The following is a 17,959-nucleotide window of genomic DNA, read 5'->3' on the forward strand; positions in this document are numbered from 1 at the left end:
GCGAACGCCTTCGAAGCCGTTATTCGGTACAGGGCGTAACTGCATGGCGCAACCTGGGCACAAATCTGGTCCGGGGAAGTGCGCATCCAAGTATTAAACGTCGAGAGAAGTGAGTTCCCAAGTGGTGTACGCGATTGTCCGCGCTGGCGGCCGCCAAGAAAAGGTTTCCGTTGGAGACCTCGTAACCCTGGACCGCGTCCCCGGTGGAGCCGGCAGCACCTTTGAGCTGCCTGCCCTGCTTTTGGTTGATGGCGACAAGGTCACCTCTGCCGCTGCGGACCTGGCAAAGGTTACGGTTACGGCAGAAGTTATCGAAAACTTCCGGGGTCCGAAGATTGTCATCCAGAAGTTCAAGAACAAGACCGGTTACAAGAAGCGTCAGGGCTACCGCTCCTCGCTGACCAAGGTCAAGGTCACCTCCATCAACTCCTGATTCCTACGTTCCGGCCCGCCAAGGGCTGGATCCGCGGGATGGCCCGCACCTTAGGCATCAACATCAGTCAGAGCAAAGGCAGGATTAGAAAATGGCACATAAGAAAGGTGCGAGCTCTACTCGCAACGGCCGTGACTCCAACGCACAGTACCTGGGCGTGAAGCGTTTCGGCGGCCAGGTCGTCAAGGCCGGCGAAATCATCGTTCGCCAGCGTGGCACCCACTTCCACCCCGGTGCAGGCGTTGGCCGTGGCGGAGATGACACGCTGTTCGCCCTCGAGGCAGGTGCCGTTGAATTCGGCAGCCGTCGTGGACGCCGCGTCGTGAACATCGTCGCAGCCGCCGAGTAATTCTCGGCAAATAGCATTTCCGGTGGGGGGGGGCGCGGGGGCCCCCCCCCCCACCTGTTTTTTAAGCCGGGTAGACTTGGCTTGATCCAATTTTTTCAACAAGGAGAACCATGGCCAGCTTTGTAGACCGTGTTGTACTGCATGTTTCAGGCGGTGCCGGCGGCCATGGTTGCGTGTCCGTAAAGCGCGAAAAGTTCAAGCCGCTCGGCGGTCCCGACGGCGGTAACGGCGGCGACGGCGGCGACGTCATCCTGCGCGTGGACGGCCAGACCACCACGCTGCTCGACTACCACCACGCCCCACACCGCCACGCCGGAAACGGCGGACCGGGCATGGGCGACTGGCGTGCGGGCAAGACGGGGGAGACCCTGGTGCTGTCCGTTCCTGAAGGTACGGTCGTCAAGTCCAAGGACGGAAAAGTCCTGGCCGACCTTGTTGGCATGGGCGCTGAATACGTCGCCGCTGCCGGCGGCCAGGGCGGCCTGGGCAACTCCTCGCTCTCCTCGCAGAAGCGCAAGGCCCCCGGCTTCGCCCTGCTGGGCACACCGGGCGATGAGCGGGACATTGTCCTGGAACTTAAGTCGATCGCCGACATCGCGCTGGTCGGTTTCCCCTCCGCCGGCAAGTCCTCGCTGATCGCGGCCATGTCCGCGGCGCGGCCCAAGATCGCCGACTACCCCTTCACCACGCTGATCCCGAACCTGGGCGTTGTCCAGGCCGGTGATGTCCGCTTCACCGTGGCCGACGTTCCGGGGCTCATCGAGGGTGCTTCCGAAGGCAAGGGCCTGGGACACCACTTCCTGCGCCATGTGGAACGCTGTGCTGCCCTCGTCCATGTCCTGGACTGCGCCGCCCTGGAAACTGACCGGGATCCGCTCGGCGACCTCGACGTGATCGAGGCCGAACTCGAGAAGTACGAAGTGGACATGAGTTATGCGGGTGCCGACGGCGACGTCGTTCCGCTGAACCAGCGTCCGCGCCTGGTGGCACTGAACAAGGTCGACGTGCCCGACGGACGCGACATGGCAGAGTTCGTCCGTCCGGAGCTCGAAAAGCGCGGCTACCGCGTATTCGAGGTCTCTGCAGCGAGCCACGAAGGTCTTCGTGAACTCGGCTTCGCCATGGCCGCCATCGTCGCTGAAGCCCGCAAGGCAATCGAAACCGCTCCGCCGCGGATCGTCGCGCCCGTGGTGCGTCCGCGGTCCGTCAACGCCAAGGGCGGATTCACCATCCGCCGCGAGGAGCGCAACCTCGAACCGCTGTTCCGCGTCCTGGGCGACAAGCCGGTGCGCTGGGTCCAGCAGACGGACTTCACCAACGACGAAGCCGTCGGTTACCTGGCCGACCGCCTGGCCAAGCTCGGTGTCGAAGACCAGCTCTTCAAGGCCGGCGCCAAGCCCGGCGATGCCGTAGTCATTGGCGAGGGCGACGGCGTCGTCTTCGACTGGGAACCGACCATGATTGGCGGCGCCGAACTGCTGGCTGCCTCGCCGCGCGGCTCGGACATCCGCATCGAGGACTTCTCCCGTCCGACCCGCAGCGAAAAGCGCGAGGACCACCAGCAGCGCAAGGACGCCCGTGCAGCGGCCCGTGCCGAGCTGGAAGCCGAGCGCAAGGCGGGAATCTGGACCGAATCGGTCAACTACAAGCATTCCAGTCCTCAGCCTGCCGAAGACGACTAATCCCTTCACGAAGTCGGAATGGGCGGGGCTTGGGCATAGGCTGGATCGGTCATGACTGAAGAATCTGAAGCAAAGACCGTTTCCGCTCCCAAGCGCCCGCTCCAGTCCCGCGCGGGCCTCGGCCGTGCCCGCCGCATCGTCGTCAAGGTGGGATCCTCCTCCCTGACATCGGTTGCGGGCGGCATTTCGGACGAGGCGCTGACGTCCCTGGCGGACGTCCTCGCTGCCAGGCGGCAGCAGGGGACTGAGATCATCCTGGTCTCCTCGGGGGCGATTTCAGCAGGCCTTGCGCCGCTGGGCCTGAGCCGGCGCCCGTCCCAGCTCTCCACCCAGCAGGCCGCGGCCAGCGTGGGTCAGGGACTGCTGATGGCGCGCTACACCGAAGCATTCGGACGGCATGGCGTCACCGTCAGCCAGGTCCTGCTGACGGTGGAGGACCTGATGCGCCGAACCCACCACGCCAACGCCCACCGGGCGATGGAGCGGCTGCTGAACTTCGGTGTCGTACCGATCGTCAACGAGAACGACACGGTTGCCAGCCACGAAATCCGCTTCGGCGACAATGACCGGCTGGCGGCTCTCGTGGCGCACCTGGTCAAGGCGGACGCACTGATCCTGCTCTCCGACGTCGACTCCCTCTATGACGGTCCGCCCTCGGCGGGTGCCCGGCGCATTCGCGAAGTCACCGGTATGCAGGACCTTGAGGACGTGCGCATCGGAAAGGTCGGCAAGGCCGGAGTGGGCACGGGAGGCATGGTCACGAAAGTTGAGGCCGCAACGATCGCGGCGCAGTCCGGCATCCCGGCGCTGGTCACCTCCACCGAAAACGCTGCCGCCGCCCTGGCCGGCGAAGACGTCGGTACCTGGTTCACCACCCGCGGCGTCCGGCAGCCCATCCGGCTGCTGTGGCTTGCGCACCTGGCCCGGATCCAGGGTTCGCTGGTGCTCGACGACGGCGCCGCGCGGGCCGTGGGGGAGCGCCGCCGTTCGCTGCTTCCGGCCGGGATCGTGGCGGTGGAAGGGCACTTTGAACCCGGAGACCCCGTCGCGCTGCGCGACACCTCCGGCCGGGTCCTTGCCCACGGCCTGACGAACTACGCCTCCGATGAGCTGCCGAAGATGCTCGGCCGTTCCACCCGGGAGCTGGCGAAAGAGCTGGGCCGCGGCTACGAACGTTCCGTGGTGCACGTGAATGACCTGGTAATCCTGCACCCGCACGGTGCCGGTCGGGGCGATAAGGCGCCGTCACGGACCGCACAGTCAGACGGCGCCGCGGCTACACTGGGAGCATGACCGCTGCCGATACTGCTGCCGTGACCGACGACCGCACCGCCGCTTCCGCGCCTTCGCCGGAGGACGTTGAAGCCGGCGTCAACAGCATCGCCGACCGCGCCCGGACCGCTGCCCGCCGGATGGCCCGTGCCAACCGGGCGTGGAAGGACCTGGCCCTGGAACAGATTGCCCAGGACATTGTGTCCCGGCGCGACCTGGTGCTGGCTGCCAACGCCGAAGACCTGCGGCGCGGACGGGACAAGGGAACATCCGAAGCACTGCTGGACCGCCTGACGCTCACGCCGGAACGCATCGACGGACTGGCTGAGGCCCTGCGGAGCCTGGCCGGCCTGCCGGACCCTGTCGGTTCAGTTGCCCGCGGGCAGACGCTGCCCAACGGCCTGCGGCTTCGGCAGGTGCACGTTCCGCTCGGCGTTGTGGGTGCCATCTACGAGGCCCGCCCGAACGTCACCGTGGATATAGCCGGCCTTGCCCTCAAGAGCGGCAACGCCGTGATCCTGCGCGGCGGCAGCGCGGCCGCAGCTACCAACACCGTGCTCGTGAACCTGATCCGGGACTCCCTGGACACAGTGGGGCTCCCCTCTGATGCGGTGCAGAGCATTGACACCTACGGGCGGCCGGGGGCCAACGTGCTGATGAAGGCGCGCGGCAAGGTCGACGTCCTCATTCCACGCGGCGGCCGCGACCTGATCCAGAACGTCGTCACCAACGCGTCCGTCCCTGTCATCGAGACCGGCGAGGGCAACGTCCACATCTACCTCGACGAATCCGCTCCTGAGGAGATGGCCGTCGACATCCTGGTCAACGCCAAGACCCAGCGTCCCAGCGTTTGCAACACCGTGGAGACCCTGCTGGTCCACAAGGACGCAGCGGCAGCCCGCGAGGTCCTGGCCGTCCTGGCATCGTCCGGCGTGCGGCTGCACGCCGACGAGCGCATCCGGGCGATCCTGCCCGAAGGCACCCAGGCAGTGGAGGCCACGGACGATGACTGGGGCCGGGAGTACATGGACCTGGACCTTGCCGTCTCCATGGTGGACTCCATGGAGGAAGCACTCGAGCACATCCGCCGGTGGACCACCGGCCATACCGAGGCGATCATTACCAACAACCTGGCCAACGCTGAGCGCTTCATTGCCGAGATCGATTCGGCCGCGGTGATCGTCAACGCGTCCACCCGGTTTACCGACGGCGGCGAGCTGGGGCTGGGCGCGGAGGTCGGCATCTCCACCCAGAAGATGCATGCCCGCGGCCCGATGGGCCTCAAGGAACTGACCACCACCAAGTGGATCATCCAGGGCGACGGCCAGGTGCGCGGCTAAAACACCTGCCCTGCGCGGGACCCGGACTGCGTTGTTCCGGGCGCCTACGCGTACCATTGATCTAGAAACGATGCTCCGCCGGGGGAACCGGCGGTTGATTTAGGGAGATTCATGCTGATCCAGCTTTCCAGTGCTGCGCTGATGGCGGCCGAAGTTGCCGAAGAACACGCCGAGGGAACGCCTCCGTTCGTCTACGGCGGCGTCATCTTTGCCATCTTCATGGTGCTGATGTTCGCGACCATGGCCTTTACCAGCCTTGGCCACCGCCATGAAGCGACGCCGGAACACGTTGACCCCCAGCGCCAGTTCACCAACAAGCACGACCACGGCCAGGGAATCCCCGAATAGGTCCCCGCCCTCAGGTGGAAGCGGCTGGAACTGGCATGCCTACAGCAGAAGAATCGGTGGAGAACGGACACCGCCCCTACCGCCTCGGCGTTATGGGCGGCACTTTCGATCCCATCCACCACGGTCACCTGGTTGCAGCCAGCGAAGTCGCGTCGGTCTTCGACCTCGACGAAGTGGTCTTCGTGCCGACCGGCGAACCGTGGCACAAGTCTTCCCAGGAAGTTACTCCAGCCGAACACCGCTACCTGATGACGGTCATCGCGACGGCATCGAATCCGCGGTTCAAGGTCAGCCGGGTCGACATTGACCGGCCTGGACCCACCTACACGATTGATACGCTGAGGGATCTGCGCCAGGCGCGTCCGGATGCCGAGCTGTTTTTCATCACCGGCGCGGACGCGATGGCGCAGATCCTTTCGTGGAAGGATGTCCAGGAGCTTTGGTCGCTGGCCCATTTCGTGGGCGTGACCAGGCCGGGCCACGAATTGCAGAACATGGGGCGCGACGACGTCAAACTCCTGGAAATTCCAGCCATGGCAATCTCCTCGACGGACTGCCGGCAGCGCGTCGCTGCATCGGAACCCGTCTGGTATCTCGTTCCGGACGGTGTGGTGCAGTACATCGCCAAGCACAAGCTTTATACACCTGCGCAGCAGCAGGTTCCGGCTGTCACCACTGAACCAGTAGCCTGAGCAATCAACACCGGATGGGTAGGAAATGACTAACGGTCCAGAGTCCGCAGATGCACCTCGACGCAGCCGCCGTGCGGCTGGCTCGGCGGCGGATGCGGGGCCCCAGGAACGGGAGTCCCAGCAGCGGGCGCGCGACCGCGAAGCGCTGCGCGCCTACAAGGCACTCACCGAAAGCCGGGCCCGCCCGGAGCCGGACAGTGCTAATCCGCCGACCCGGCGCCAGCTGCGCATCGCCCAGCAGCAGGCACAACAGGCCCAGCAGCAGGCACAACAGGCACAGCGGCAGCCCAGCAAGCAGTCCGATCGGGAAAAACCCGCTGTTGAGCGTCCCGCACCTTCGTCAGGGCGCCGTTCCGGTGCTGTAGTCCCTGATTCCTCCTCGTCACCTGCAGCAGCGTCCGCCTCCATCCAGGCAGCCAGCCGCAGGGAACGGCGGCTGCGCGCTGCCCAGCAGCCCGAACCCGCCGCAGGCCTCCAGCCCGCAACCCCGGCGCCAACGCGTGCCCCCGCCGTGTCCGGGACCCCGGATGCCTCGGTTTCCCCGGATGCCACGGTTTCCCCCAATGCCACGGAACCGTCCGATGCTGCTCCCGCAGAGGCGCCAGCAGCCGCAGAGGTGTCCGCTTCGGAGGCACACGCCACGCCGGCCCAGGCGCCGGAGGCCCCAAATGCCGACGTCGCCAACATGTCCGTGGAGCAGGCACTCGCCGCACGCGAGGCGCTCAAACACCAGGCCCGCAACCAAGTGGCCGCCATGGAAGCACTGCAGCAGTCGGATCCCCACGCTGTCGATCTGGAACTGCTGGCCCAGCAGCGTGCCCTGGCCGAACGCGCAGCGGTGCTGAACCGGCGCACGCAGAACATCCAGCGTCTGGCCCAGGAGAACGAGCAGCGCCGCTCGCCCCAATCCGACCCCACGACTGCCCACAACCTGGCGATGGTGACACCCCTGGAGTTTGTGGAGGTTCCCGGCGTCGGCCGGCCCGTCATGAAGCCGCCGCGCACCTCCCACGTGCCGATCGTGACGTCGTCGAACCCCGCGGCCCCGAACGCCCCGGCCACCGGACGGATGGGGCAGGTCCGGAAGCCGGCAGCCAACAGCCGCCCGGACCGGACCAAACAACGTGCCGAAAGCGCTGAAGTGCGGCACTCCCAAATTCTTGCCAGGGCCGATGCCCTGGTTAATGCGCCGCTGGAAGCAGACCAGGGGGCAAGGCCGATTGGTGCACGAAGTGCGTTCGGCCTGGACCCCCTGGATGTCATGACTGCAGGCCTCGGCCGCACCCGGAGGATGCGCTTGGTATCCCTGGGAGCCGTTGGTGTGGGCCTTGCCGCCCTCGCCGTCGGCATACTAATGATCGTCGGCGGCCTTGGCAGCTGATACCAAACAAGGAGACACGTTGAGCGCCACCGAATCATCCATGAATATTGCCCGTACCGCAGCGAAGGCGGCGTCGGCCAAGCTGGCGGATGACATCGTCGCCATCGACGTCAGCGAACGTCTTGCCATCACCGATATTTTCCTGATCGCATCGGCTTCGAACGAACGCCAGGTCAACGCCATTGTTGACGGCATCGAAGAGGAGCTGGCCAAGGAGGGGCTGAAGCCCGTCCGCCGCGAAGGACGCAGCGAAGGGCGCTGGGTCCTTCTGGATTACGCCACGGTAGTGGTGCATGTGCAGCACGAGGAAGACCGCGTCTTCTACGCCCTGGAAAGGCTGTGGAAGGACTGCCCGGCAGTCGATCTCCAGCTGCCTGAAACCCCTGCAGCGCAGGAATCCGAATAGCGTGTTCCCGCGCGGGCGAGCGGCCCGGTTCCGCCGCCCGCAGCGGGAATCACAGCGTTGTACTTTGATTTTGCACTCTGCGGCTTCTGTACTAAAGTAGAGGAGTTGCTTCGGCCCGGGTAGAAGAATTCGGACCGGCAATTTTCTTGATTTACTGGCTTTTAGAACAGTATTTCGGGGCTGTGGCGCAGCTGGTAGCGCACCTGCATGGCATGCAGGGGGTCAGGGGTTCGAGTCCCCTCAGCTCCACCGGTATCTCCCGGGCAGCCGGGATATATGGTTGGATGGATATCCAGTGGACAAAAACTGAATTGGGGCTGTGGCGCAGCTGGTAGCGCACCTGCATGGCATGCAGGGGGTCAGGGGTTCAAGTGTTTTAAGCGGCGGGGAGCAGGGTTTCCCCCAGAAGGGCAAGCAGCTTCCCGGCCGCCTGCCGCTAAGCTGGGCCTTTGGCTGAGGTTCGCCCCGGCCAACGCCGAACCCACCCGGGAGGAATCCATGAAGACTGTCCGCTTCGGAACCACCGACCAGCAGGTGCCCAACGTGGTTGCAGGCATGATGCGAATTGCCGGGGACACCGATGCGCAGATCCGCGCCCTGTACAAGGCCTCGCGTGAGGCGGGCATCAACTTCTTCGACCACGCGGACCTGTACGGGTTCAACCAGCCAGACGGCGGGTACCATCTGTGCGAACGGCGCTTCGCCGAGTCACTGCAGCTCAGCCCCTCGGAGCGCGGGCAGATCATCCTGCAGACAAAGACCGGCATCGTCGAGGACCCCTGGGGCTACGACCAGTCGTATGAGCACATCGTCTCCTCGGCCGAGGAGTCGCTGAAAGCGCTGCGCACCGACTACCTCGACGTACTGCTGCTGCACCGGCCTGACGCCCTGGTCGAACCGGAGGAGGTCGCCCGTGCCTTCGACCATCTGGAGTCCTCCGGAAAGGTCCGCTCCTTCGGCGTCTCCAACCACACGCCACGCCAGATCGACCTGCTCAAGACTGCCGTTAAGCAACCGATCGTGGCCAATCAGGTGCAGCTCTCGATCACGCACTCCACGATCATCGCCCAGGGGCTGTCCTCGAACATGGCTGACCATGGTGACTCGGTCACCCGGGACGGCGGCGGACTGGTCGACTACTCCCGGATCAACAAGATCACGCTCCAGGCCTGGTCGCCGTTCCAGCGGGGCTTCCAGGGCGGCGTCTTCTTCGACTCGCCGGACTACCCGGAGCTGAACGCCGAACTTAGAAAGCTAGCGGGGAAGTACTCAGTGACACCTACCGCCATCGCGGTCGCCTGGATCACCCGGCATCCGGCGGGGATGCAGGTGGTTCTCGGAACCACGACGCCGCAGCGTGTCGCCGATGCTGCCCAGGGATCCGACATTCCGCTGACCAGGGGCGAGTGGTACGGGCTCATCCGGGCGGCCGGCCACAACGTGCCCTGATCGGCTATCCCGGGATGGGAGCCAGCCGGGCACCGGCGCACAGCGCTACGAGGCCTTCGGGGCCGAACGCCTCAACGGGCCCCAGCACACCGTGCCGCAGTGCTTTGCCCTCCTGCAGCGCCGCGGCACCTTCGGCCAGGAGCTCGCCTGTGAGGGTGTAGACGCTGGGACCGAGCACCTGGACCGCTGCCAGCGGCCTGCCGCTCTGATCAAGGACCTTGGCCGCTGCCAGGCTCAGCGTCCGGCCGCGTTCGGATTCATCCGGACCACCGGGCGGGCCAATGGTCCTGCTTCCCGCCCACTTCAGGGCCCGCTGTCCCCACGGGACCTTCTCTACCTGGGCAGCCAGCCAGGTGACCGGCTGCACCACCTTGCTGAGTGCGGGGAACCAGCCGTTGAAGACCTCCACGGATTCCAGCTGCGGGAACGCCTCCGGCATGAACAGGACCTCCGTTCCCGGTGCCAGGAATGCGCGCCTTTCCTGTCCGAGGACACGGAACACCTCCAACGTGCTGGCGATCCGGCCCTCGCCTAGGGTCCGGTCCCGGTAGACGGCCGCCGGCTTCGTGAAGATTTCGGCGAGGGTGGCACGGGTGCCCTGGCTGAGGCCACGCCGCAGGGTGCCGGCGGCAAAGTAGCCGACGCGCAATGCTGACGCTCCCGAGCCGGCCCTCTGCATCGCCAAGGTCCCGGCCAAAAAGCCGGGGACATAGTCGTAGCCGAACGCCGGAACCATCGTGATGCCCTGCTCCTGTGCCTGGCGGGACAGGCGGCGCCGGAGATCATGGACGAAGCCGACTTCACCGGTCGAGTCCAGGTAGTGGGCCCCGGCTTCCACGGCCGCCTGGGCCGCGGCATGGCCGTAGCGTTCAAAGGGGCCAACGGTGGAGACCAGGACGTCGCCGGGCGAGAGGAGCGCGCGCATGGCGGCACTGTCGCGGACATCAGCGCTCCGGTAGTCCAGCTGGCCAGGTGCGGCAAGATCCCGCAGATTCCTCTCGTTGCGGCCGGCGAGCACGGGACGCACTCCGCGTTTGAGCAGCGACTCGACCACGAGCCTGCCCGTGTAGCCTGTGGCGCCGAAAACGACGATGCTGCCCGTCACGGGTTTCTCCCTTGCCTTAGGTGCGGCAGGCCGCCGCGGGCGGTACTGCCCTTGGGAGGGGAGTGTAACCTCCGAGCACCCCGGAGCGCAGGTGTGGCAGGGTAGGGGAGGTGAGAATCGAACCTCCTGCCACCGGGGAGCCGCCGCGTCCCCACGGACCGCGTGACCCGGGCGATGCCTGGGTGATCTCCCCTTCGGGCGAAAAGTACTGGGGCCGCTTTGGTGCGGCCGGGCTGCTGGCCGTCGACCCGGACCGCGGTGTGCTGCTGCAGCACCGGGCCGCGTGGAGCCACCACGGGGATACCTGGGGGCTGCCCGGGGGAGCACGGCACCAGCACGAAAGCCCCGAGGCAGCGGCACTGCGGGAATCAGCTGAGGAAGCCGGTGTTCCCGCAGGGGCTCTCCGGCCGAGGTTCATGAGCGTGCTGGACCTCCAGGTGTGGACCTACTCGACCCTGATGGCGGACGTCCGGGAGCCCTTTGAGCCGGTCATCAGCGACCCGGAGAGCCGTGAGCTTGCCTGGATACCGGTCGAAGACGTTGACACGCTGCCCCTGCATCCGGGATTCGCAGCCTCCTGGCAACAGTTGCGGCCGCTGTTGGCGGTGCGTCCCGCCGTCGTCGTGGATGCGGCGAACGTGGTGGGTTCCGTCCCGGACGGGTGGTGGAAGGACCGCGCCGGTGCAGCGGCCCGTCTGCTGGAAGCCATGGGCTACCTCGCGTCGGAGGGATTGTCCGCGTCGCTGCTTTCATTGCCTGCCGACCGCTGGTATCCGGAATTCGAAGTGGTCCTTGAAGGCCGGGCCCGCGGTGTCGAGGAGGCGCAGGTACCTGCAGGCATCGGCGTCGTGCGTGCTGAAGGGGAAGGCGACGACGCCGTCGCGGGCAGCGCTGCACGCCTGGCGGATCAGGGGCGCAGCGTCACCGTGGTGACGAGTGACAAGGAGCTTGCCGCCCGCAGCCTCGCCGTCGGCGCGGACGTCCTGGGGGCCGGGGAATTCCGGGACCTGCTCCGCTACTGATCCCTGGACGGCCGTCCGCGCAGGAAACCGGCCGCAATCAGCCCCTGTCCGGCGCAGTACGTGAGCATGACCAGTGCGCTGGTCCAGCCGGGCATCACCTCCGGCATAAAGATGCGGAACGCCAGCACCGTGTCCGAGGCCAGGAACAGCACTCCGCCGGCCGCGATCACCGGGTTGCACCGTGCAGCGGTCGCGGCTGTACCGCCCAGGACAATGCCGTACAGCGCGACGGCGATGGCCAGGCCGCCGAGGGACGGCCACAGGGTCACCAGCATCAGGACCCACCACAGGGGAAAGACCAGCGCCCAGCGGGGGAATGGCCCGGGGGTTGCGTACTTCCAGAGCAGCCAGATGTAGCACAGGTGAGCTATGCCGAAGGCCCCGAGCATGATCGGGAGCTCAGGTGCCTGCGGAAAGAAGGCTCCGGCACCGTCCCCGATCCAGGAGAAGAACAGCGCCCCGACCAGCAGGAGCCCCGGTGCGGTCCACGTGTTGCGCCGCAGCACCCAGACGGCGGCTGCCGCCAGCAGCGGCATCAGCACGAGCTTGGTCGGGGCGGCCACATCGTCCGCTTCGACCAGCCGTGCAGCGACGTGGACCACGGACATCGCCGCGAAAGGAATGAAACCCCACCACCAGGTGCGGGCGGGGGCGGCGGTGTTCCTGCGGGCGGACGCTGTAGTCACGGCACTCCTTCGGGTCGGATGACGGACTCATCGTACGGCGGGCCGGGCATTTCCCACGGGACGTGGGACGTTGTGTCGCCGCGGTCCTTTTAGGGACCCAGGACCCGGTCGAGATAGCCGTTGGCGAAGACGCGCCCCGGATCGAGCTGGTTGCGCGCCTCCTGGAAGCTTCCAAAGCGGGGATAGCGGAGCGCCAGGGCAGTGGCGTCGAGCGTGTGCAGCTTGCCCCAGTGCGGACGGCCGGCGTGCGCGAGGAGAACGTCTTCCACGGCCGCAAAGTACTCTGCCGGGTCCTCCCGGTAGTACCGGTGGACGGCGATGTAGGCCGTGTCGCGGCCGTAGGCGGTGGAAAGCCACCGGTCATCTGCGGCGGCCCAACGCACCTCTACGGGAAACGAGACCCGCCACCGCGGGTTTTGCGCAAAGAGCTCGCGGAGACCGTCAAAAGCTGATGGCAAAAGATCTGCGGGAACGGCGTACTCCAGTTCACGGAATCGGACGGTCCTGCGCTGGGTGAAGACGCGGGCGGAGTAATCGGTGTAGGCGCTGCCGCCCATGAGCCGGGCAGCCACACGGTTGACCGCCGGAATGAGCGCGGGGACCACAGCACCGGCGGCACAGGTTGCCCTGAACAGGGAGTTGGACAGGAGGGTTTCGTCTGCCCACGCCCGCAGCGGCGGCAGGGGATCGCGCCGGGCAGTTCCCGGCAGCCGGGTGTTGGTCTTCGTCGCTGCACGTTCTGTATGCGGAAACCAGTAGAACTCGAAATGGTCGCTCGCCTTGACCCGGTCGGCGAGTCCGGTGAGGACAGAGTCCAGCGGTTCTGAACGTTCTTCGGCTAAGAGCAGGAACGCCGGCACGCACTGCAGGGTTACTGAGGCAATGATGCCCAGCGCTCCCAGCCCCAGCGCAGCTGCCGGCAACAGCGGATCGTCGGCACCTATGGTGAGCAGTCCGCCGTCGGGCTGCACGAGGGTGAGTCCCACCACCTGGGTGGCGAGCCCGCCGAAGCCGGCCCCCGTGCCGTGGGTACCGGTGGAAACGGCGCCGGAAATCGTCTGCCGGTCGATGTCCCCAAGATTCGGCATGCCCAGTCCGTACGGAGCCAGCAGGCCGGGGATCCGGTACAGCCGCGTTCCGCCGAGCAGCGTGACTTGTCCGGAATCACGATCGGCATGGACAAGGCCCTGCAGGCTGCCCAGATCCAGCAAGAGTCCTGGGGCTTCGGCGATGCCGGTGAAGCTGTGTCCGGCACCAACGGCCTTGACCCGCAGTCCGTCAGAGACCGCTGACGCAATTTCCCGCTGGAGTTCCGGAACACTGGCGGGTGCGGCGAAGCGTTCCGGGCGGACCCGGACCGTGCCCGCCCAGTTCCGCCATTCGGTCGGCTTGGGGGTGCTGGAAGCCGGGCGGGGCGCGCTCATAGGAAGGCCTGTCCTTCGCCGCGGTAGGTAGGCACTGTGCCGGTCACCGTTCCGTGCTGGACCACATGGAATTCATTGACTCTTTCGGAGAGCTCACCGCTCTTGGCATGGCGCAGCCATACCCGGTCCCCAGGCGAGAGGTGCTCTGCGGCCGGGCCGGCCAGGGGAGTCTGGACCTCGCCCGCGCCTTCCCTCGGCAGCAGCCGAAGTCCGGGCGGCCAGATGACCTGGGGCGCGCGGCTGGGCCCGGGCGGACCGGAGGCGATCCAGCCGCCGCCGAGCAGTGTCGCTGTCCGGGGCTGCGGGCGGCGCACCACGTCCAGCGCGACCGCAGCCGCCGGGGCGGGGGAGAACGCCCGGTAGGTATCGAAAAGGTGGCCGGCGAAGAGCCCGGATCCGGCGGTGATTTCCGTGACCGCGTGATCCGCGGCTGTAGCCTCAATCGACCCGGTTCCGCCACCGTTGACGAACTCGAGGGGGCAGATCTCCCGCAAGGCACCGGCTATGGCAGTCCGCCGCCCAGCCAGCTCGGCCATGGAGCGGCGCTGGACCCACCGCATGACGTGGTTCATGGGTCCGCCTCCCGGGACGTTGTCGCCTACCCCGGCGACCTGGCCTTCGTACATCATGAGCCCAACCAGGGTGAACCCGGGACGGGCAGCGATGCAGCGGGCCAGCGCGACGGCGTCGTCCGCGTTGTGCAGGGGTGAGCGGCGGGTGCCGATAAATCCCAGTACCGGTGCCTGCCAGGAGGCATCGGCGTCGAGGCAGATTCGGATTTCCGGGCGACGGCCCGGCGGGGAGATGGAATCGATGAGATCCAGCTGCGCCTCGTCGTCGACCATCAGGGTGATCCGTCCGGCCAGCGCTTCATCGGAGAGCAGGCGGGTGATGGCTGCCTGGTCCGCCGTCGGGTAACCCAGCAGGACATCGTCAATGTCCCCGGCAAGCCAGAGGGCCTCAGGGAGCGTGAAGGCCATGACGCCGGCAAAGCCGGGCAACCGGAGGAGTGCTTCCAGGACCGCCCGGACACGGATCGATTTACTGGCAACGCGGAGCGGCTTGCCGCCCGCCCGCCGCAGCAGGTCCCTGGCATTCCAGCGGAGCGCGTCCAGTTCCAAGACGGCTGCGGGAGCGGGCAGGTGGGCAACCGCCTGCTCCAAGCCGGTCCAATACCTTTCCGGCTGCTGCCAGGGCCGTCCCGAGGGGGCGGTGCCAAGGTCCAGGACCGCCGGCGTTCCGGAAGGAACGGCCGGTTTGGGGGACAGGTCGGCGTGTGTCATGCATGGATACTAACCGTGCCCCCTCCGCCGAGAGGCCAGTTACGGCTCCTATGAGTGCTCAAAGGAGCCGTAACTGGCCTCTCGGTGGTGGGTGGTGGAGGCTTAGTCCGCCATGCCGCCCTCGACGTAAACGAGGAGGGCATCGCGCACGAACGCTGCGCCTTCGGCCCCGCCGTAGTTGGCGGCGAACCGGGGATCAGTCACGTACATGCCGGCCAGGCTCCGTACGTACCCGGAAAGCTGCTCGGGGCCGGTGGGCGCGCCGGGGACGGACTTCAGCCAGTCCACGTGGCGGGCGGCCAGGCCCTGCGCCGCGGCGGCGGTCGGATCGGTCCCCTGGGCGGCAGCCTCGGTCCAGGCCCGGCCCAATGCTTCGGTCTCTGCCTGCCACCGGCTGCGCTCGCCGTCGTCCATGTTCTTCCACCATTCATCGGAGCGGGCGTAGGCATCCCTGCCCCACTTCTGCTCGACCTCGTCCTTGTACTGCGTGTGGTCGAATCCGTCGAAGGTGTTCTCGGCCATGATGTCCTGTCCTTTCTCCAAAGCTGTGATGGTTCGTGCCACGGAGGCGATTTGCCGGGCCAGGCGGTCTTTTTCCTGCTCCAGCCACGCGAGGTGGGTCCGCAGGGCGTCCGTGTGGTGTTGCACTGCGTCTCAAGCGTGCCGCAGGGTCCGGCTCGTGATGCCGGCGCGCCTGGCAACCTCCTGGACAGGAAAGTCGCGTCCGGCCGCGTTCCGGTTTCCGTAGTTCATGTTTTCCACGCTACGGGTTGACGCGGCGTCAACGTCAACCTCTCCGTGCCAGCCTGCCGGCAAGGTCCTGCAGGACTGCGGCGTCTGCGGAAACCAGTGCGTCCGCCGTCCGAAGCAGCCCGCTGATGTTTTCCGGGCTCGCATCGTCCAGGGCATGATCGACGCCGGGAAGCAGTTCGGTCTGTGCGCGAACGTACTGGTCTCCCAGGACCAGGGCGATCAGGCGGCGTGTCAGCACCCCGGGGGCGCCGTACAGGGTCTCGACGATCGGTTCCAGCGCCGACCTCTGCGCAGGGTGGGCAAGTTGGGCGACGGCGCTGGGTTCCAGTGAACTGCCGCCGGCCTGTACGCCGGTGCCGAGGGAAACCAACAGGATCCCTGCGTCATCACTGCTGCGGCGCTGCTGGATCATTGCCATGGTCAGGCCCACAAACGCAGGATCATTGGCCGCCAGTCCACCGTCCACCAGGAGCCGGCGGACGCCGTCCGTACCGGTGTAGGGCACAGGCTCGAAGTAGGTGGGTGCCGCCGAGGTGGCCAGCGCCGCGGTAGCCATGGGCGCATCGCCCAGGACGCCCTGGTCAAGTCCGCCGCCGCTGAAGAGCAGGCCGGCGAAGTGTGCCAGGTCAACGGTGACCACAGCGACCGGCTTTACTGCCGCTGAGAGGGGCCGGTCCCCAAAATACCCGTCCAGGTACCGACGCAGCGGATCGGATGAATACCGTGCCTCCCCGCCGGGCCCGCCGGTGGCGGCGTCCGCTCCGGCTGCGCCGGCCTGCGCGGCTCCACCGCCGGGGACATCGGAGAAGATTTCCCCTCCGTGGTCCACGTACAGGCCGCGGAGGGCAGCGGCACTGTGCGGCTCCCCGGTTTCGGAGGGGCACGTCAGGCCGAGTGCGAGGATGCCTCCGGTAGAGGTTCCCACCACAATGTCGAAGAGTTCGAACGTGGGCTTTCCAGCCAGTTCCTCCAGCTTCATCAGCCAGGTGGCAGGAATGATGCCGCGGATGCCTCCGCCGTCAATGGACAGGACTCTGATCATGGCTTCCCCTGAAGAATCGGACTGCTGGTTCAGCCATGCTGAGCCTTGCCCGGAGAGGCGTCAACGGCCGGACCGGGAGCCGAAGTGTCAGGCGTGAAAGCAAGTATTACGACTTGGTCACAGCGTATTGCCAGCAATCCGGGTTAGGCTGTCTAACATCTACTGAGCATTTGCTCTACCTTCGCGGCTGGGAAGTCGATGACACCACCCAGAGGCGCTTATGAGCATTGCTGCACAACCACGTATCACCAGGAACCGCGAGAACCCCGTCACCAGCAGCTATTCAGCGCTGCTGAAGATCATTCGCGACGAAGGGCTGCTCAAGCGGCGCCGTGCTTTCTACATCACCACCTTCGTGTTCCTCTGTGCCGGTCTCATCGCCGCCGGCACCGGCTTCTTCCTGATCGGTGAGAGCTGGTTCCAGCTCCTGATCGCCGCCGCACTGGGCATCCTGTTCACACAGCTTGCCTTCATTTCGCACGAAGCTTCCCACCGCCAGGTATTCGAGTCCGGCCCCGCGAACGACCGGGCCGGACGATTCCTCGCCAACGCCGTCGTAGGCATCAGCTACCAGTGGTGGATGAACAAGCACAGCCGGCACCATGCCAACCCGAACACCGTGGGCAAGGATCCGGACATCGAGATGGACACCATCTCCTTCCAGGTGGAGCAGGCCGAGACCCGCAAGGGCATCATGGCCTGGCTGACCCGCCGCCAGGGCTGGCTGTTCTTCCCTCTGCTGCTGCTCGAAGGCATCAACCTGCACATCACGTCGATCAAGCACCTCTTCTCCAAGCAGAAGGTCAAGGGACGCTACACGGAGATCACCATGGTCTTCCTGCGCCTGGGCCTCTACGTGGCTGCGGTCTTCTACTTCCTTCCCGTTGGCATGGCGTTTGCCTTCCTCGGCGTCCAGCTCGGCGTCTTCGGGGTGTACATGGGTGCGTCCTTCGCGCCGAACCACAAGGGCATGCCGCTGATCCCGCGTGACTCGAAGGTCGATTTCCTCAGCCGCCAGGTCCTGACGTCCCGGAACATCACCGGCCGCGGCATGAACACGTTCATGGGCGGACTGAACTACCAGGTGGAGCACCACCTGTTCCCGAGCATGCCGCGCCCGCATCTGGCCCGTGCTTCGGAAATCGTCAAGGAACACTGCGCCAAGCACAAGATTCCGTACACCGAGGCAACGCTCACTGAGTCCTACGCAATCGTGGTCCGGTACCTGAACCGCGTGGGCCTCTCCGCCCGCGATCCGTTCGACTGCCCGGTCCGCTCCCAGTACCGCTAGC

General features: G+C 66.4%; 18 protein-coding genes and 1 tRNA gene. 13 read left to right on the forward strand and 6 right to left on the reverse strand.

The genetic code is table 11. The features are described 5' to 3' along the window. Nucleotides 1–121 precede the first annotated feature (121 nt). The 11 genes from rplU to TVB01_RS03350 all read left to right on the forward strand — a co-directional run bounded on the left by rplU (nucleotide 122) and on the right by TVB01_RS03350 (nucleotide 9,352). Entirely contained in the window at nucleotides 122–433 is a 312-nt protein-coding gene (gene rplU / locus TVB01_RS03300; protein ID WP_066297243.1) for a 50S ribosomal protein L21, read from the forward strand. A 91-nt stretch (nucleotides 434–524) separates the two neighbouring features. Beyond that, complete coding sequence (gene rpmA, locus TVB01_RS03305; RefSeq protein ID WP_066297244.1) at nucleotides 525–782, forward strand: 50S ribosomal protein L27; 258 nt, start codon at nucleotides 525–527, stop codon at nucleotides 780–782. Between the two features lie 110 nt (nucleotides 783–892). Beyond that, nucleotides 893–2,464 (forward strand): GTPase ObgE, encoded by a 1,572-nt coding sequence (gene obgE, locus TVB01_RS03310; protein WP_422454082.1) that lies wholly within the window; start codon nucleotides 893–895, stop codon nucleotides 2,462–2,464. A gap of 51 nt (nucleotides 2,465–2,515) precedes the next feature. After that, nucleotides 2,516–3,757 carry a glutamate 5-kinase gene (gene proB, locus TVB01_RS03315; protein WP_422454084.1) on the forward strand — a complete coding sequence of 414 codons (1,242 nt, stop codon included), beginning with the start codon at nucleotides 2,516–2,518 and terminating at the stop codon, nucleotides 3,755–3,757. Further along, a complete protein-coding gene (locus TVB01_RS03320) occupies nucleotides 3,754–5,076 on the forward strand; it encodes a glutamate-5-semialdehyde dehydrogenase (protein ID WP_422454086.1) in 1,323 nt (440 codons plus the stop codon). Before proB ends, TVB01_RS03320 begins: the two co-directional genes overlap by 4 nt. Before the next feature lie 111 nt (nucleotides 5,077–5,187). Continuing rightward, complete coding sequence (locus TVB01_RS03325) at nucleotides 5,188–5,424, forward strand: hypothetical protein (RefSeq protein WP_422454088.1); 237 nt, start codon at nucleotides 5,188–5,190, stop codon at nucleotides 5,422–5,424. A gap of 35 nt (nucleotides 5,425–5,459) precedes the next feature. Beyond that, nucleotides 5,460–6,116, forward strand: a complete 657-nt coding sequence (gene nadD, locus TVB01_RS03330; protein WP_422454090.1) for a nicotinate-nucleotide adenylyltransferase — start codon at nucleotides 5,460–5,462, stop codon at nucleotides 6,114–6,116. Between the two features lie 25 nt (nucleotides 6,117–6,141). Next, nucleotides 6,142–7,497, forward strand: a complete 1,356-nt coding sequence (locus TVB01_RS03335) for a hypothetical protein (protein ID WP_422454092.1) — start codon at nucleotides 6,142–6,144, stop codon at nucleotides 7,495–7,497. A 19-nt stretch (nucleotides 7,498–7,516) separates the two neighbouring features. After that, the gene (gene rsfS / locus TVB01_RS03340; protein ID WP_422454094.1) at nucleotides 7,517–7,903 is read left to right on the forward strand and encodes a ribosome silencing factor; all 387 of its coding nucleotides are present in this window, start codon (nucleotides 7,517–7,519) and stop codon (nucleotides 7,901–7,903) included. Nucleotides 7,904–8,079: 176 nt separating this feature from the next. After that, nucleotides 8,080–8,152: transfer RNA gene (locus TVB01_RS03345), tRNA-Ala, on the forward strand. A 249-nt stretch (nucleotides 8,153–8,401) separates the two neighbouring features. Beyond that, nucleotides 8,402–9,352 carry an aldo/keto reductase gene (locus TVB01_RS03350; protein WP_422454096.1) on the forward strand — a complete coding sequence of 317 codons (951 nt, stop codon included), beginning with the start codon at nucleotides 8,402–8,404 and terminating at the stop codon, nucleotides 9,350–9,352. Between the two features lie 4 nt (nucleotides 9,353–9,356). Here the strand turns inward: TVB01_RS03350 and TVB01_RS03355 are convergent, their stop codons facing one another. Continuing rightward, on the reverse strand, nucleotides 9,357–10,457 hold the full coding sequence (locus TVB01_RS03355) for a saccharopine dehydrogenase family protein (protein ID WP_422454098.1): 1,101 nt from the start codon (nucleotides 10,455–10,457) through the stop codon (nucleotides 9,357–9,359). 110 nt (nucleotides 10,458–10,567) lie between these two features. On the opposite strand from TVB01_RS03355, the gene TVB01_RS03360 reads away from it, so the two are divergent. Continuing rightward, nucleotides 10,568–11,479: an NUDIX domain-containing protein gene (locus TVB01_RS03360; protein WP_422454100.1), complete on the forward strand. Its 912-nt coding sequence runs from the start codon at nucleotides 10,568–10,570 to the stop codon at nucleotides 11,477–11,479. Here the strand turns inward: TVB01_RS03360 and TVB01_RS03365 are convergent. The 5 genes from TVB01_RS03365 to TVB01_RS03385 form a co-directional block, all read right to left on the reverse strand. Beyond that, nucleotides 11,473–12,165 (reverse strand): lysoplasmalogenase, encoded by a 693-nt coding sequence (locus tag TVB01_RS03365; protein ID WP_422454102.1) that lies wholly within the window; start codon nucleotides 12,163–12,165, stop codon nucleotides 11,473–11,475. The two genes, TVB01_RS03360 and TVB01_RS03365, sit on opposite strands and share 7 nt — an antisense overlap. Nucleotides 12,166–12,254: 89 nt before the next feature. Further along, nucleotides 12,255–13,589, reverse strand: coding sequence for a D-arabinono-1,4-lactone oxidase (locus TVB01_RS03370; RefSeq protein WP_422454104.1), 1,335 nt, complete (start codon nucleotides 13,587–13,589; stop codon nucleotides 12,255–12,257). Next, entirely contained in the window at nucleotides 13,586–14,872 is a 1,287-nt protein-coding gene (locus tag TVB01_RS03375) for an amino acid deaminase/aldolase (RefSeq protein ID WP_422454105.1), read from the reverse strand. The genes TVB01_RS03370 and TVB01_RS03375 overlap by 4 nt, the downstream gene beginning before the upstream one ends. A 102-nt stretch (nucleotides 14,873–14,974) precedes the next feature. Next, nucleotides 14,975–15,520 carry a TipAS antibiotic-recognition domain-containing protein gene (locus tag TVB01_RS03380; RefSeq protein WP_422454106.1) on the reverse strand — a complete coding sequence of 182 codons (546 nt, stop codon included), beginning with the start codon at nucleotides 15,518–15,520 and terminating at the stop codon, nucleotides 14,975–14,977. A 139-nt stretch (nucleotides 15,521–15,659) separates the two neighbouring features. Continuing rightward, nucleotides 15,660–16,667 (reverse strand): patatin-like phospholipase family protein, encoded by a 1,008-nt coding sequence (locus tag TVB01_RS03385; RefSeq protein WP_422454108.1) that lies wholly within the window; start codon nucleotides 16,665–16,667, stop codon nucleotides 15,660–15,662. A gap of 220 nt (nucleotides 16,668–16,887) precedes the next feature. Between TVB01_RS03385 and TVB01_RS03390 the strand changes: the two genes are divergently transcribed. Continuing rightward, nucleotides 16,888–17,958 carry a fatty acid desaturase family protein gene (locus tag TVB01_RS03390; RefSeq protein ID WP_422454109.1) on the forward strand — a complete coding sequence of 357 codons (1,071 nt, stop codon included), beginning with the start codon at nucleotides 16,888–16,890 and terminating at the stop codon, nucleotides 17,956–17,958. Nucleotide 17,959 lies beyond the last annotated feature (1 nt).

The organism is Arthrobacter sp. 7Tela_A1 (assembly GCF_049311065.1).
Classification (GTDB): domain Bacteria; phylum Actinomycetota; class Actinomycetes; order Actinomycetales; family Micrococcaceae; genus Arthrobacter_B.

What these genes read in the sequence shown, in the direction of transcription:
- rpmA (WP_066297244.1), top strand. Translation starts at nt 525, where the DNA reads ATGGCACATAAGAAAGGTGCGAGCTCTACTCGCAACGGCCGTGACTCC.
- obgE (WP_422454082.1), top strand. Translation starts at nt 893, where the DNA reads ATGGCCAGCTTTGTAGACCGTGTTGTACTGCATGTTTCAGGCGGTGCC.
- proB (WP_422454084.1), top strand. Translation starts at nt 2,516, where the DNA reads ATGACTGAAGAATCTGAAGCAAAGACCGTTTCCGCTCCCAAGCGCCCG.
- TVB01_RS03320 (WP_422454086.1), top strand. Translation starts at nt 3,754, where the DNA reads ATGACCGCTGCCGATACTGCTGCCGTGACCGACGACCGCACCGCCGCT.
- TVB01_RS03325 (WP_422454088.1), top strand. Translation starts at nt 5,188, where the DNA reads ATGCTGATCCAGCTTTCCAGTGCTGCGCTGATGGCGGCCGAAGTTGCC.
- nadD (WP_422454090.1), top strand. Translation starts at nt 5,460, where the DNA reads ATGCCTACAGCAGAAGAATCGGTGGAGAACGGACACCGCCCCTACCGC.
- TVB01_RS03335 (WP_422454092.1), top strand. Translation starts at nt 6,142, where the DNA reads ATGACTAACGGTCCAGAGTCCGCAGATGCACCTCGACGCAGCCGCCGT.
- TVB01_RS03350 (WP_422454096.1), top strand. Translation starts at nt 8,402, where the DNA reads ATGAAGACTGTCCGCTTCGGAACCACCGACCAGCAGGTGCCCAACGTG.
- TVB01_RS03370 (WP_422454104.1), bottom strand. Translation starts at nt 13,589, where the DNA reads ATGAGCGCGCCCCGCCCGGCTTCCAGCACCCCCAAGCCGACCGAATGG.
- TVB01_RS03375 (WP_422454105.1), bottom strand. Translation starts at nt 14,872, where the DNA reads ATGACACACGCCGACCTGTCCCCCAAACCGGCCGTTCCTTCCGGAACG.
- TVB01_RS03385 (WP_422454108.1), bottom strand. Translation starts at nt 16,667, where the DNA reads ATGATCAGAGTCCTGTCCATTGACGGCGGAGGCATCCGCGGCATCATT.
- TVB01_RS03390 (WP_422454109.1), top strand. Translation starts at nt 16,888, where the DNA reads ATGAGCATTGCTGCACAACCACGTATCACCAGGAACCGCGAGAACCCC.